At 39.1% G+C, this 13,452-nt stretch carries 12 protein-coding genes; 6 read left to right on the forward strand and 6 right to left on the reverse strand.

Annotated features, from left to right (window positions below; all coding sequences use genetic code 11):
- Window positions 1-117: 117 nt before the first annotated feature.
- Window positions 118-660 (reverse strand): Uma2 family endonuclease, encoded by a 543-nt coding sequence (locus tag O9332_RS24395; protein WP_072319874.1) that lies wholly within the window; start codon window positions 658-660, stop codon window positions 118-120.
- On the opposite strand from O9332_RS24395, the gene O9332_RS24400 reads away from it, so the two are divergent.
- The 3 genes from O9332_RS24400 to O9332_RS24410 all read left to right on the forward strand — a co-directional run bounded on the left by O9332_RS24400 (window position 659) and on the right by O9332_RS24410 (window position 8,313).
- A complete protein-coding gene (locus O9332_RS24400) occupies window positions 659-1,618 on the forward strand; it encodes a hypothetical protein (protein ID WP_002762572.1) in 960 nt (319 codons plus the stop codon). The two genes, O9332_RS24395 and O9332_RS24400, sit on opposite strands and share 2 nt — an antisense overlap.
- A 118-nt stretch (window positions 1,619-1,736) precedes the next feature.
- Complete coding sequence (locus O9332_RS24405; protein ID WP_288027726.1) at window positions 1,737-7,697, forward strand: type I polyketide synthase; 5,961 nt, start codon at window positions 1,737-1,739, stop codon at window positions 7,695-7,697.
- 49 nt (window positions 7,698-7,746) lie between these two features.
- Entirely contained in the window at window positions 7,747-8,313 is a 567-nt protein-coding gene (locus O9332_RS24410) for a hypothetical protein (RefSeq protein WP_002762574.1), read from the forward strand.
- 130 nt (window positions 8,314-8,443) lie between these two features.
- Here the strand turns inward: O9332_RS24410 and O9332_RS24415 are convergent, their stop codons facing one another.
- Both O9332_RS24415 and O9332_RS24420 read right to left on the reverse strand, forming a co-directional pair.
- Window positions 8,444-8,677 carry a hypothetical protein gene (locus O9332_RS24415; protein WP_002762575.1) on the reverse strand — a complete coding sequence of 78 codons (234 nt, stop codon included), beginning with the start codon at window positions 8,675-8,677 and terminating at the stop codon, window positions 8,444-8,446.
- Window positions 8,678-8,700: 23 nt separating this feature from the next.
- Window positions 8,701-9,642 carry an RpnC/YadD family protein gene (locus O9332_RS24420; protein ID WP_288027728.1) on the reverse strand — a complete coding sequence of 314 codons (942 nt, stop codon included), beginning with the start codon at window positions 9,640-9,642 and terminating at the stop codon, window positions 8,701-8,703.
- A gap of 54 nt (window positions 9,643-9,696) precedes the next feature.
- Between O9332_RS24420 and O9332_RS24425 the strand changes: the two genes are divergently transcribed.
- Entirely contained in the window at window positions 9,697-9,909 is a 213-nt protein-coding gene (locus O9332_RS24425) for a hypothetical protein (RefSeq protein WP_002762577.1), read from the forward strand.
- Window positions 9,906-10,319: a type II toxin-antitoxin system VapC family toxin gene (locus O9332_RS24430; RefSeq protein ID WP_002762578.1), complete on the forward strand. Its 414-nt coding sequence runs from the start codon at window positions 9,906-9,908 to the stop codon at window positions 10,317-10,319. The genes O9332_RS24425 and O9332_RS24430 overlap by 4 nt, the downstream gene beginning before the upstream one ends.
- Window positions 10,320-10,331: 12 nt before the next feature.
- On the opposite strand, the gene O9332_RS24435 is transcribed toward O9332_RS24430, so the two are convergent.
- Window positions 10,332-10,715: a hypothetical protein gene (locus tag O9332_RS24435; protein ID WP_002762579.1), complete on the reverse strand. Its 384-nt coding sequence runs from the start codon at window positions 10,713-10,715 to the stop codon at window positions 10,332-10,334.
- A 303-nt stretch (window positions 10,716-11,018) separates the two neighbouring features.
- On the opposite strand from O9332_RS24435, the gene O9332_RS24440 reads away from it, so the two are divergent.
- Complete coding sequence (locus O9332_RS24440) at window positions 11,019-11,450, forward strand: acyl-CoA thioesterase (RefSeq protein ID WP_002762580.1); 432 nt, start codon at window positions 11,019-11,021, stop codon at window positions 11,448-11,450.
- A 194-nt stretch (window positions 11,451-11,644) separates the two neighbouring features.
- On the opposite strand, the gene devC is transcribed toward O9332_RS24440, so the two are convergent.
- The gene (gene devC, locus O9332_RS24445) at window positions 11,645-12,808 is read right to left on the reverse strand and encodes an ABC transporter permease DevC (protein WP_288027731.1); all 1,164 of its coding nucleotides are present in this window, start codon (window positions 12,806-12,808) and stop codon (window positions 11,645-11,647) included.
- A 16-nt stretch (window positions 12,809-12,824) separates the two neighbouring features.
- Window positions 12,825-13,313: an HlyD family efflux transporter periplasmic adaptor subunit gene (locus O9332_RS24450; RefSeq protein WP_288027733.1), complete on the reverse strand. Its 489-nt coding sequence runs from the start codon at window positions 13,311-13,313 to the stop codon at window positions 12,825-12,827.
- Window positions 13,314-13,452: the final 139 nt, after the last annotated feature.

The following is a 13,452-nucleotide window of genomic DNA, read 5'->3' on the forward strand; positions in this document are numbered from 1 at the left end:
CCAAGCTTTTCTGGTCGGAACCCCCTAAGCCGAGTTTTCAAGGTGCTGCGCCGTCCACTTGGTTTTCGAGACTGGCCTTTTAATTCTAACGTAAAGCCAACCTAGAACGGCGGGGTTTCAGACCCAAAATTTCCGATGAATCCCTAAAAATAATTCTAACTGTTGACTCCATAACCAGCCCTGTTCATTCGCTGCAATTTCTTCGTATTTTCCTGCCATCAACTGAAACCCCTTAAATTCTAAACTGGTGAGATCAAACCAAAAATAATTAGGAGTCCGGAAAGTTTCCTGATAAATTTCTTTCTTTAAACCTCTATCAGTTTCTGCCGTTGAATCAGACAAAATCTCGATGATGACATGGGGATATTTCCCCTCTTCTTCCCACACTACCCAACTTTTACGCGGTTTTCTTGCTACTCCCAAAACCACAAAAAAATCAGGACCCCTAAAATATTCTGATTTTCGTTGATTAGGGCTGTAATAAATAGTCAGATTACCAAAAGCATAGAAATCTTGGCGGTCTTTCCATAATAACTCTAGTGATTGGATCAAAAGCATCAATTGACGCAGATGTAACTCTGTTTCCATAGGGGGTTCATCACTCAGTAAATCACTTTTGGGAAAGATAATTTCCTTTAACTCATCTTCAACAATAACCATGACAACCACTCAATTATTTAATCTTCCCTATTTTAGCTCTTCAGTAGAGCGTTCTACGGTTTCCTATCAACCTAACCGTTTAGCAGGATTACGACGCTTTGCCATAGCGATTACCTTTCTCAATATTTTAGGTCATACTGTCCTCGGATTTGAACAATCTTGGGCGCAACCTCTGGTGGCTTTAGCAACAGGTTACAGCGTAGAATTATTATTAGAAAGCGTTGATGCTAGGGTAAATGGCTTTAAACCTAGATATTTAGGAAGTATCGGTCAGTTTGTCGATTTTCTGCTTTCTGCCCATATTACCTCATTAGCGATCGCTATGTTACTCTATGCTAATGAGCGTTTATTTCCGATTATGTTTGCAGTAGCGGTGGCTATCGGATCTAAAGCAATTTTTCGGTTAAAAGTGGCGGATAAAACCCGTCATTTTCTCAATCCTTCTAATTTTGGTATTAGCGTTACCTTACTCTTATTTCCTTGGATTGGCATCGCGCCCCCCTATCAGTTTACCGAGAATTTAAGCGGTTGGGCAGATTGGATTTTACCCGTCTTAATTGTTTGTACGGGAACGTTTTTAAATGCCCGTTTTACTCGTAAATTGCCTTTAATTGCGGGATGGTTAGGGGCTTTTATCTTACAAGCAATCCTCAGAAGTGCTATCTTTCACACAGCGTTAATCCCCGCCCTATTACCCATGACAGGGGTGGCTTTTGTCCTCTTTACTTTCTATATGGTAACGGATCCGGGAACAACACCAATTAACCCCCGTGACCAGATAATTTTCGGGGCATCTGTAGCCGTTGCTTATGGCATTTTGATGTCCTTTCATGTTGTTTTTGGGATGTTTTTCGGATTGACGCTGGTGTGTTGTTTCAGAGGGTTGATATTAGCGGTTGAACCCTTAAAAGCAAAATTACCCCTAGTACAGGCTTCCGGCATTTTATCAACTCCTTAACCAATATATTATGCGGTTTTTGTGGGCAAAGCCCACCCTACAGCTTTTAGCTACAAACTACAAATGAAAAGGGCGTAAGCCTTACGCCCCTACAGTAACATTCTCCTGGTCATTGACTATGAAAGCTTCTCCTCAAATTGCTATTGTTGGCATGGCTTGTCTTTATCCTGATGCCGATTCTCCACAGGAATTATGGGAAAATGTCCTGTCTCAGCGTCGGGCATTTCGTCGCTTTCCCTCAGAGCGATTATCGTTAAGTGACTACTATTCTCCCGATAAAAGCGCCCCCGATGTCATTTATTCGACTCAAGCTGCCGTTATTGAGGGCTATGAATTCGATCGCATTGCTTATAAAGTGGTGGGGAGTACCTTTCGTTCGGCTGATTTAGCCCACTGGTTAGCGTTAGATATTGCGTCTCAGGCGTTGAATGATGCCGGATTTCCCGACGGAAAGGGGTTAAATAAAGAAACAACCGGGGTTTTACTGGGAAATACTCTCACAGGCGAGTTATCGCGGGCTAATACCCTAAGATTGCGTTGGCCCTATGTGCGTCATAGGGTAGAAGAACAATTATTAAAACAAGGATTATCGGACAAAGAACGGCAAATTTTCTTAAATGAATTAGAAAATCGCTTTAAAGAACCCTTTGAACCGATTGGAGAGGAATCTTTAGCGGGAAATCTCGCGAATACGATAGCGGGGAGAATTTGCAATTATTTTGACTTAAAAGGGGGTGGATATATCGTTGATGGGGCTTGTAGTTCCTCTTTACTGGCAGTAGCGAATGGTTGTTCGGCTTTAGTCGCTGAAGATTTAGATATCGCTTTAGTCGGGGGTGTGGATATTAGTATGGACCCTTTTGAGTTGGTGGGTTTTGCGAAAACGGGGGCCTTAGCCTCTGGGGAGATGAAAGTGTATGATCAAGGGTCTAATGGGTTTATTCCGGGGGAAGGATGCGGTTTTCTGGTGTTAATGCGTCATGAGGATGCCCTAGCCCAAAATAAACGGATTTATGCTGTTATTCAGGGTTGGGGGATTTCTTCCGATGGCAAAGGTGGAATTACTCGCCCAGAAGTGGAAGGACAGTTATTTGCTTTAAATCGCGCCTATAAACGGGCTGAATTTACGGGGGATACTATAGCTTATTTTGAAGGCCATGGTACGGGAACGGCGGTGGGTGATGGAACCGAATTAGAAGTCTTATCTCGTATTCATCCAGATACGGTAAATAAAGCCGTTATTGGTTCAATTAAAGCGAATATTGGCCATACTAAGGCGGCGGCAGGGATAGCAGGGTTAATTAAGGCGACTATGGCGGTTCATCGTCAAATTTTACCACCAGTGACGGGATGCGATCGCCCTCAGGCTCAGTTAACCGAAGACAAGGCAAGGTTACAGGTATTAAAAGAGGGGCAAATCTGGCCAAATTCCTTACCTTTACGGGCAGGAGTGAGTGCCATGGGTTTTGGGGGCATTAATAGTCATATTATCATAGAGGGATTAAGTCAGATTCGTCGTCACACTTTAACGCCACAGGAACAAAAATTAATCCATTCTCCCCAAGATGCGGAGTTATTCCTATTGAGTGCAAATAGTCAAGAAGACTTACAAGCACAGGTTAATCGGTTATTAAATATTGTTCCTCGCATATCCCAGTCAGAAATGACGGATCTTGCCGTTGAATTAGCGAAAAAGGTAAATCCTCATTTACCCTATCGTCTGGCCATTATTGGATCTTCCCCCGATAGCTTAACCAATCACCTTGTAGGAGCGCAAGGCTTGCACTCGTTGATCCCCCCCGGTCAAAATTTAGATAATATCTTTACCAATCACGAAAAACAGATCAATAAAATAGGTTTTCTCTTTCCGGGGCAATCCGCACCAGTTTATCTTCATGGGGGACTCTGGGAAAGACGTTTTCCTGTGATTAAACAATTATATAACAAGGCTCAGTTAGCCAAGGGTAAGGATAACACGGTGACGAATATTGCTCAACCGGCGATCATTACGGCTTGCCTAGGGGGGTTACAACTCCTAGAAAACTTAAATATTAAAGCAGATTTAGCCATAGGACACAGTTTAGGGGAATTATGCGCTTTATTTTGGGCAAATGCCTATGATAAGACTCAATTAATTAATCTAGCTAAAATTCGCGGTCAAGCAATGGCACAACTGGGCCACCCAACAGGTAGAATGGCCAGCATTAACGCCGATGCAGAAACGGTTAAAAGTTTATTAAATGGACGTATCGTTGAGATTGCGGGATTAAATTCACCCTATCAGACAATAATCTCAGGAGAGGCCTTAGGGATTAAAGATGTTGTTGAAAAAGCCCAAAATCAAGGCATTAAAACCGTTTATTTGCCTGTCTCCCACGCTTTCCATTCTCCCCTAGTGGCCCCGGCCGTGCAACCCTTAGAAGATTATTTACAAACTTATCCCTTAAATTCCCTGGAAAAAACGGTTATTTCTACCGTAACGGGCGAAAAATTGCCATTAAATACCGACTGGCGCTCGCTTTTATTAGAACAAATGATCTCACCGGTGCGCTTCATCGATGCAGTCAAGTCAGCAGAGAAAGAGGTTGATTTATTCATTGAAGTGGGTTCTGGTTCAATATTAAGCCGTTTAGTGGCAGATATAACGGATATTCCCGTAATTTCTCTCGATAGCAGTAGTGAGTCTTTACAAGGGTTATTGAAAACGGTTGCAGTAATGTTTGTTAATGGTGTCAAGGTTAACTATCAAGGGTTATTTGAAGATAGATTTAGTCGTCCCTTTAATTTAGACTATCAACCCCATTTTATTGGCAATCCATGTGAGATCAAGGCAAAGGGCAAAAGTCAACAGGCAAAAGTAGAGAATATTGATCTTTTATTACCTAATCATAGCCAAAACCTCAAACCTAATACCTCAAACCTGAAACCTCAAACCTCAAAAATTGAAGTTATTCGTCAATTAGTCGCACAAAAAACAGAGTTACCCCTAGAAACCATTGAAAATCATCATCGCTTGTTGGCGGATCTGCACCTTAATTCTATCAGTGTCAGTCAATTAGTGATCGAAGCAGCGCGTCAGTTAGACTTATCTCCTCCCCATTCACCGACAGATTATGCCAATGCAACTATTCAGGATCTAGCAGCAGCTTTAGAAGAATTAGGCAAAAATAATTCCCAAATTCCTCAAGAATCAATCCCGATGGGTGTTGATAATTGGCTGCGTGCGTTTACGGTTGAATTAATCGAAAAACCGTTAATTAAATCAGATAAAAAGCAAATAAATCGAGAAAAAGCAGGAAATTGGCATATTATCGCCCATGCTGATCATCCTTTATTACCTAACTTATCTGTTTTACAACCCACCTTAAAGCATGAGCAGGAAAAAGGGATCATTATTTGTTTAAAACCCTATCCTGATGAATCAGAAATTGGTTTGCTTTTAAAAGGAGCAAAATTATCTATAAAAGAGAAAAAACCCTTGATTTTGATTCAACAAGGAGGAGGATATGCGTCCTTTGCGAGAACTTTTTATCTAGAAAATCGTCAAATTCCCACCTGTGTGATTGATATTCCTTTTCATCATCCCAATGCAGTTAATATCATTCTCTCAGAAATCACTGCAACCGATAGCTATACAGAAGTTTATTATGATGAAAACGGAAAACGGTTTGTTCGTCAATTAAACTTGTTAGGGTTAGAAAAAGATACCGATAACCCTAAGCAGAAAAAAGCCCTAAAAAGGTCAAATAAAAGCAAAGTCAAGGAGCTTCTTTTGGTGACGGGGGGAGGGAGAGGTATTGCCTCAGAATGTGCCTTATCCTTAGCTAAAGAAAATAAAGCTACCTTAGCGATTTTAGGACGTTCTCAACCTGAAGATAACCGAGAATTAGCCGAAAATTTAGCAAGAATGAAGTCTGCAAACATCCAAGTCCATTATTATTCTTGTGATGTCAGTGATGCTGAGTCAGTTCAGCAAACTATCGCCGAAATTAAGAAAAATTTAGGAGAAATTACGGGAATTTTACACGGTGCAGGGGTTAATACACCGAAATTAATTCAACATCTCGAACCAGAAGATTTTATAGCAACTTTAGCTCCAAAAGTCAAGGGTTTGCAACATATCTTAACGGAAATTAACCCCGATTCTCTCAACTATTTAATCACCTTCGGTTCAATTATTGCCGAGACTGGATTGAAAGGAGAAGCAGACTATGGGTTAGCCAATGAATGGTTAGGGGATATTGTAGCGGAATTTAGTCGAAAATACCCTAATTGTCGCTGTTTAAACCTAGAATGGTCGGTTTGGTCCGGTATTGGCATGGGAGAACGTTTAGGAACAGTTGAAAAGCTAAGAAATGAAGGTATTACCCCTATTTCTCCCGATATTGGCATTAAATACTTACATTTACTTTTAAATCAATCCCTAACCACTGCCTCTGTTATCATCGCCGGGCGTTTTGGTGAACCTCCGACTTTAAGCTTAAAACCGCAAGAATTATCTTTTTTACGCTTTTTAGAGACAAAGAAAGTTCATTACACGGGAATTGAACTGATTACTGAAGCAGAATTATCCTTAGACAATGATCCTTATTTACAAGATCATGTTTATCAAGGAGAATACATTTTCCCCGGTGTCCTGGGGTTAGAAGCGATCGCGCAGGTGGCCACTGCATTACTCCCCACCTTAGCAAGGAAGGAGGATCAAACCCTTAACAAGGGGGAAAACCAAGATCCCCCTTCCGTCCCCCTTAACAAGGGGGAAACTGGAGGATTAAGGTTTGAATCGGTTAAATTTAACCGTCCGATCGTGGTTTCTGCCGATCAACCCTTAAAGATACAAATTGCTACCTTAATCACCGATTCTGGAAAGGTTAAGGCCGTTATTCGCTGTGCCAATACAGGGTTTAGTATCGATCATTTTGAAGCCATCATCAGCCATTCTTCTGTGGGGGTGCCAGACTGTCGTCCATTGATTCCCCCTGTCCCCCTTAAAGAAGGAAAAAATAACCCTCAAATTAACCCAGATAAGGACTTATATGGTCATTTATTGTTCCATAAAGCAAGATTTCAACGAATTAAGGGTTATTCTCATCTCAAAGCAACCGAATGTATTGCAGAAATTAACATTGAGCAAAAAACTGCTTGGTTTAGTCGTTATTTACCTCAATCCCTGATTTTAGGCGATGCAGGGGCAAGAGATGCCGTTATCCATGCTTTACAAGCTTGTGTTCCCCATGCCACTATTTTACCCACTGGCATAGAACGCTTAACGGTATATTCTGTCAATTTAGGCGAAAATCAGTTTGTTTCAGCCAAAGAAAGACTGCATCAAGGAGATACCTTTGTCTATGATCTTGAGGTATTCAATAACGATGGCAATCTCTTAGAAGTGTGGCAAGGATTGGAATTAAAGGTGATTAAACACAGAAATCCTCAAGATCCCTGGATTCCAGCCCTTTTACCCTGTTATTTAGAACGAAAGATCAAGGAGATGATGCCTAATGTCGATTTAACTTTAATTCTCGATCGGGATGCAACGGTAGAAAGACGAGTCAGAAGCGATCGCAGTTTAGGGATGTTAACCTCATCCCCTAGTGTAATTCAGCGTCGGGGGGATGGCAAGCCCGAATTAAGCGATAACGAGACGGTTTCGGTGTCTCATGCCGAAGATTTAACCCTTGTGCTTAAGGGTGCGTCAGGATGCGATCTGGAACCGATTATCCCCCGTGATGTGCAGATGTGGCGCGATTTATTGGGGGAAAATTCCTTTAATTTAGCGGAGGTAATTAGTCAAGAGAATCATGAGGATTTTAATATGGCAGCGACTCGCATTTGGTCTGCTAAAGAAAGTATTAAGAAAGCGGGTTTGAGTCTCGATATCCCGTTAACTTTATCGTCTTTCTCTCAACAATTAACCCCTTTATCCCCTATTTTGTGGTTATCTTCAGGAAAGGATTTAATCATCACTTTACCTGTTTCTTTCCGAGAAATCAAGACAGCTTTCATCTTGGCAATATTTGTCCAAACAGTTCCAGAAAAATCGAACTTACTTCAGACAGAACCAGCAAAGGTTTTCTGATAAAACTTATCCAGTTTTACCCTTTTTTAAACCACAGGAGAACCAAATCATGACTACAGTTCGACAAATTCCCAACCAAAGAAACCCTATTCAACTGATTTCAAATATCATCCGTTCTTTCGTTTATGCGATGAATGGACGCTGGCATAAATTGGGGATGCAAATCTTTATGATAGTGACTATTGCCCACATCTCAGAACATATTATTCAAGCTTATCAATTGTGGGGTTTAGGATGGCCGAGACCAGAATGTTTAGGGTTATTAGGACTCTGGAAACCTTGGTTAATGCGCTCGGAATGGCTACACTATGGACACGCTCTTTTTATGTTATTAGGGTTAGCCATTTTTCGTCCTTCTTTTCATGGAAAAGCTCGTCTTTGGTGGGATTTGGCTTTAGGATTACAATTCTATCATCATTTTGAACACGCTTTACTCTTAGGACAGGCAATTATTGGTCAAAACTTATGGGATTCTCGCGTTCCTATTAGTATTGGACAAATTTGGTTTCCTCGGTTAGAACTGCATCTTTTCTATAACTTAATGGTTCTAATTCCCATGATGATTGCCATGTATTATCATCGTTTTCCACCTATGAATGAGGGGAGATTAGTTTAAATTTTAGCCAAAGTTAAAGAAAGTATTAGGAAAATGGGGGTAAATGAGTATTTACCCTATTCTTCTAGTTAATTGTGCTGAAAAGTTGTCTCTAGTTCTTAAAAAAAGCATGATTGCTCTCCTTCTCATATTATGATAAAGAGTCATTAACTAGCTGTTGAAATTCCCCCAATGAATTAATAGTAATACTGGGGACAAAAAGACCCTCTAAGACAGACACATCCTCAATTTGGTTAATCGTTTCAATCAGGGAATTAGGAATCTCCCCAAAACGACTTTGTAAAGCCAAAATGATATGTTTTTGGTTAGTTAATTTAGCTCCTTCTTCGAGAGCCATTTCTTCTATGGTGCTTAAAAAAGGCATGATTGCTCTCCTCCTCGTATTAATTAAGATAAAGAGTCATTAACTAAATGTTGAAATTCCTCCAATGAATTAATAGTAATACTGGGAACAAAAAGACTCTCTAAGACAGACACATCCTCAATTTGGTTAATCGTTTCAATCAGGGAATTAGGAATCTCCCCAAAACGACTTTGTAAAGCTAAAATAATATACTTTTGGCTAGTTAATTTAGCTCCTTCTTCGAGAGCCATTTCTTCTATGGTGCTTAAAAAAGGCATTTTGTTTTCCTCCTCGTATTGACTGAGTTTTGTTTTAAAGTTAAGTTGAAGTTGCGGGGGTAAGGTCATCATTTTATCAATGAATTTCCCTAGATTGATAATCTCAAACTTGGTTAATCCCCTTTGATATAAACCTCTGACTAAGTTCCACTTCCATTGTTCACGCTCCCTGAGATTATTAGTCGTAGCCTTAGTTTTTAGGTGTGCCATGACTATTATAGCCCAAATATTCTCACTTTGTTCTAAGTCTTCCCATTGATAATCCAATAATTTGACCATTAAAAAATCGACTTTCACTTGACTTCCCCCTAACCCATATTGATAAAAATTAGGTCGCCAAGACCTACTTTCATCCCCTAAAATAGCTAAACTAATAACAGGTTTATGGTACAAATCAAAGGCTCGATAATTATAAATAAACATTCGTTGAGGGAATTTTAGATCATATTGACTTTGGACTTCAATATGAATTAAAAGCCAGATTTCCTGATTATCTAATAACCAAACTTTCAATAATTTATCAGCATAGCGTTGCTCAGTTTCCGCAGCTGCCGTAATTTGTTCTAATTCTTTATCAAGGGAAATAGGGGTTTGATTCCAGTCAATTTCTTGATAAATATTGGGATAAAAGAAGTTTAAGAACTCTGCCAAATAAGTGCTAATCGCTTCTTTCCATGTTTTGTCGTAATTAGCTGTCACCTCAGCCATGCCTTTCCCACCTAATTGCTATATAATAAATAATATCCTAATCTTTCAAAAACAATGGACAATTCTAACCCTACTCCTATCCCCTGCGAAAATAGTGATACTTCTTCCTTAGAAACCGCTAACCACAAACCCTTTTGGAAAGCCATTGTGGAAATTGGTGAAAAAGTTCCCATTGAAGAGTGGAACAAATTACCTAAAGATTTTGCTCGCAATTTTGAACATTATATGTATGGCGCACCCAGAGACGAGGATTACGAAGACGAATGAGAAAGATTTTTTTAGATACTGCTTATCTTCAAGCACTGGTTGACACTCGTGATAGTTTACATCAATCTTCTGTAGCTATTACCGACGAATTAGATATATTTCTATCTGTTACTAGCGAAATGGTGTTAACTGAATTACTCAATGCCTTATCTGGAAGGGGTGGGTATTTAAGGGATGCTGCCCTAGATATTGTAGATAAATTACACCAAGACTCATCAGTAGAAATTATCCCTCAAACCTCTCAGTTATTTACCGAAGCATTGCTATTTTATCGCCAAAGACGAGATAAAAGCTATAGCTTAACAGATTGTGCTTCGATGTTGATTATGAGACAACAAAATATCTCCGATGTTTTAACTTTTGATCGCCATTTTCAACAAGAAGGATTTAATGCACTACTGAGAAATTAGGAGGTAAAATAACTAATTGACTTTTTGAGCTACTTCTGCTAGACAATCAAAGTGACGACCATATTTAACAATAATCGTCATCGATCCTCGATAATCAATTAACCCTGTCATTACCGCTTTAACTGCACCAATTTCTTGATTAACAAATCGTTCCCAATTTTCTCTAGTTGCTGAAAAAATCGGTAAAGATTCATCCATTTCTTCAATCAGTTCTAAACTAACAATCTGACCCTGATCATCCCATTCTGAACAAACAGAAACCCCCTGATGATCACTAAACCAAAGAATTACTTTTCCCAATTTAGTGAACTTTTTACCTAAGTTTTCTTGTTCGTTCCATGTCGTTTGATAGGCAGACCACCATTCTTGAGAAAAACGAGTTAACGGTTGATTCATGAGGTATAATCAGAAAATAAAAAACTTGTGTTTAGTTTACCATTATCAGGATAACCTATGATCATCTTAAAATTCCTACTTTATGCCCCTCAGGGTAAGCGCATCTTAACAATCCTTGACAAAATGAACTTTATATGGGTTGCCTACCCAGAGCGCGGTTTAGACATATTTGAGTAGAATTTGCCATCGCAGTTGTTAAGCAACAATCGACCAAATAAGAGGACAAGCAGCTGACAAAATTGGTCAATTGTCAATAGCGTTCTTTTAAAACCGTTGTTAATCTCGAAAAATCGCTAAATAATCATGATGAAAGCCTACGAATATCATCACATTGTCAGTTTTCAAGAAACCAATTTAGTCGGTAATGTTTATTATGCCAATTATGTGCAATGGCAAGGTCGTTGTCGAGAAATGTTTCTCAAAGATAATGCCCCAGATATTATCACAGAATTATGCCAAGGATTAGCCTTAGTAACGGTTCGAGTATCCTGTGAGTATCTGTCCGAATTATTTGCCTTTGATCATGTTATTATTCGGATGCGTTTAGGAGAGATTAAACAAAACCGAATTACCATGTTATTTGAATATTGGCGAGTGACTGATGAAGGGGAAGAATTAGTGGCAAAAGGGGAACAACAGACGGCCTGTATGCGACGAGAGGATAGTGAAACCAGACCCACTCCAATTCCTGCTCAACTGAAATTAGCTTTAGAAAACTATCACATCCCGATCTAAAAGATAACCCGAGGAATGTGAGATAAAAATAACCGATAAAAAATGACTCTCCTAGACTGGTTATAGCCAATTAGTGGTTTAAATGAGCTTAACCCGAAACTTCCGCCGCTTTCATTTATCCCAGCATGAGCCGACTCCTGTTGAGGCGGCTTGCCTAGATGACCACACTACCCGTAAACCTTTTCAAACATACTCTAAAAAATATCGGCAGGATCGGCATATTGGAGCTTATTAATAGCCGTGGCTCCAGCAATCAAGGACATGAGCAAGGTTAAGCCAAAGACGAATATTGCTCTAGTAGGGGTCATTTCAATGGGAAGTAAGGTGTATTTTTGGGTAAAATAATACTGAATCATCCCTAATAAAAAGCCAGGAATATAACCTAATACTGCAATAATCAGAGCTTGCTGAAAGACGAGCCACAGAAGATAACGATTGTGATATCCCATTGCTTTTAGAGTTGCATATTCTGCTAAGTGTTCTGCAACATTGGTATAAAGAATTTGATAAACAACCACAATCCCGACCACTAATCCTAAAAATACCCCCAAATTAAAAATAAAACCAATAGCTGTACTGGTTGCCCAATAATTTTTTTCAAAGTTAATAAACTCTTGCTTGCTTAATATTTTGACATCTTTCGGCAAATATTTCTTTAACTTTTTGAGTAAGGATTGCCGATCAATATCTGGTTGAAACTTAATTAAGCCAATATCAATGAACCGAGATGAACGATTCTGAAATATTCTTAAAAAGTTAGGGTAGCTCATTAATAAGTTACCATCTGAACCAAAAGATGTCCCTAATTCAAAGAGACCAACCACTTCTATTTTTCGATTATTACCAGAATTTCCCACCTCAGTAATAATAGTTTTACCCTTCTGGAAATCTTCAGCAATATTTCCAAACTCTCTACGAGAATTTTGGTCAAATAAGGTGGTATATTTTATCTTTAATTTTTGCCAATTTTCTTTGATTCCCACTGCCTTAAATGCTTGATATCTTAAGTCAATTCCAATGACAAAAATATTACGCCAATAGTTTTTTGTATCGGGATTTTTCCATTGAGCATAGCCTACATAGATTGGACTGACTAATTCCACTTCATTAAAGGATAAGACTTGTAATAGTCTTCGCTCACTAAAACTTTCCATGGCAATTAAGGATGTAGAACGAGGACTAATCAGGAAAGCATCACCTTCTAAACTATTATGTAAATGAACAGCACTCTCAAATAAAGCATCTCGAATTCCCAACTGCATAAAAATAATCACAGTGGAAAAAATAATACCAGATAGTGCAACAATTAAACGAGTTATTTTATGAGCTAATTGTAACCAAGCAGTAGGAATATTCATCTTCTGAATGAGTTATTTAGTTAGGATGAATGATCACATTAATCTTTAAGTTAGTTAACCGATTAACTTTAGCACTAGAGCGATGATCTAAGCTAATTTTTACCTCGACGACTCTAGCATCTGTATCGACAACAGGATCGGTTCCTAAAACATCTTGTCGTCCCACTTTCCAACCTATTTCTTCCACAGTTCCCTCTAAATCTCCGAGCATTTTATCGGTTTTTATCGTTACAGATTGACCTAATTTAACTCGACTAATATCGGTTTCATACACTTCTGCTGTCACATACATTTTTTGGATATTTCCCAATTCTAAAATCCCTTCATTTTTCACTAATTCTCCAGGAAAAGTATTAATTTTTAAAATTATTCCTGCATGGGGCGCACGCACATAGGATAATTCTAATTCCGCCTGAGCGCGTTCTACATTAGCCTTAGCTGTCATTACTTCATCTTGAGCAATTTGAAGATCAACAGGACGAATTTCCGTAACTGCACTTAACAGGCTCTTCGGGAATTGTTATGCAAATAATTAACTTAAAATAAAATTCGATGAGAGCAACTACGCTCAAAAGTAGCTGAAATCCATATAGGGAAGGACTTAAGGCATCAACAGGTTAATACCAAAAGATAGACAATCGAGT

This window comes from Microcystis sp. LE19-10.1B (assembly GCF_027530565.1).
Taxonomy (GTDB): Bacteria; Cyanobacteriota; Cyanobacteriia; order Cyanobacteriales; family Microcystaceae; genus Microcystis; species Microcystis aeruginosa.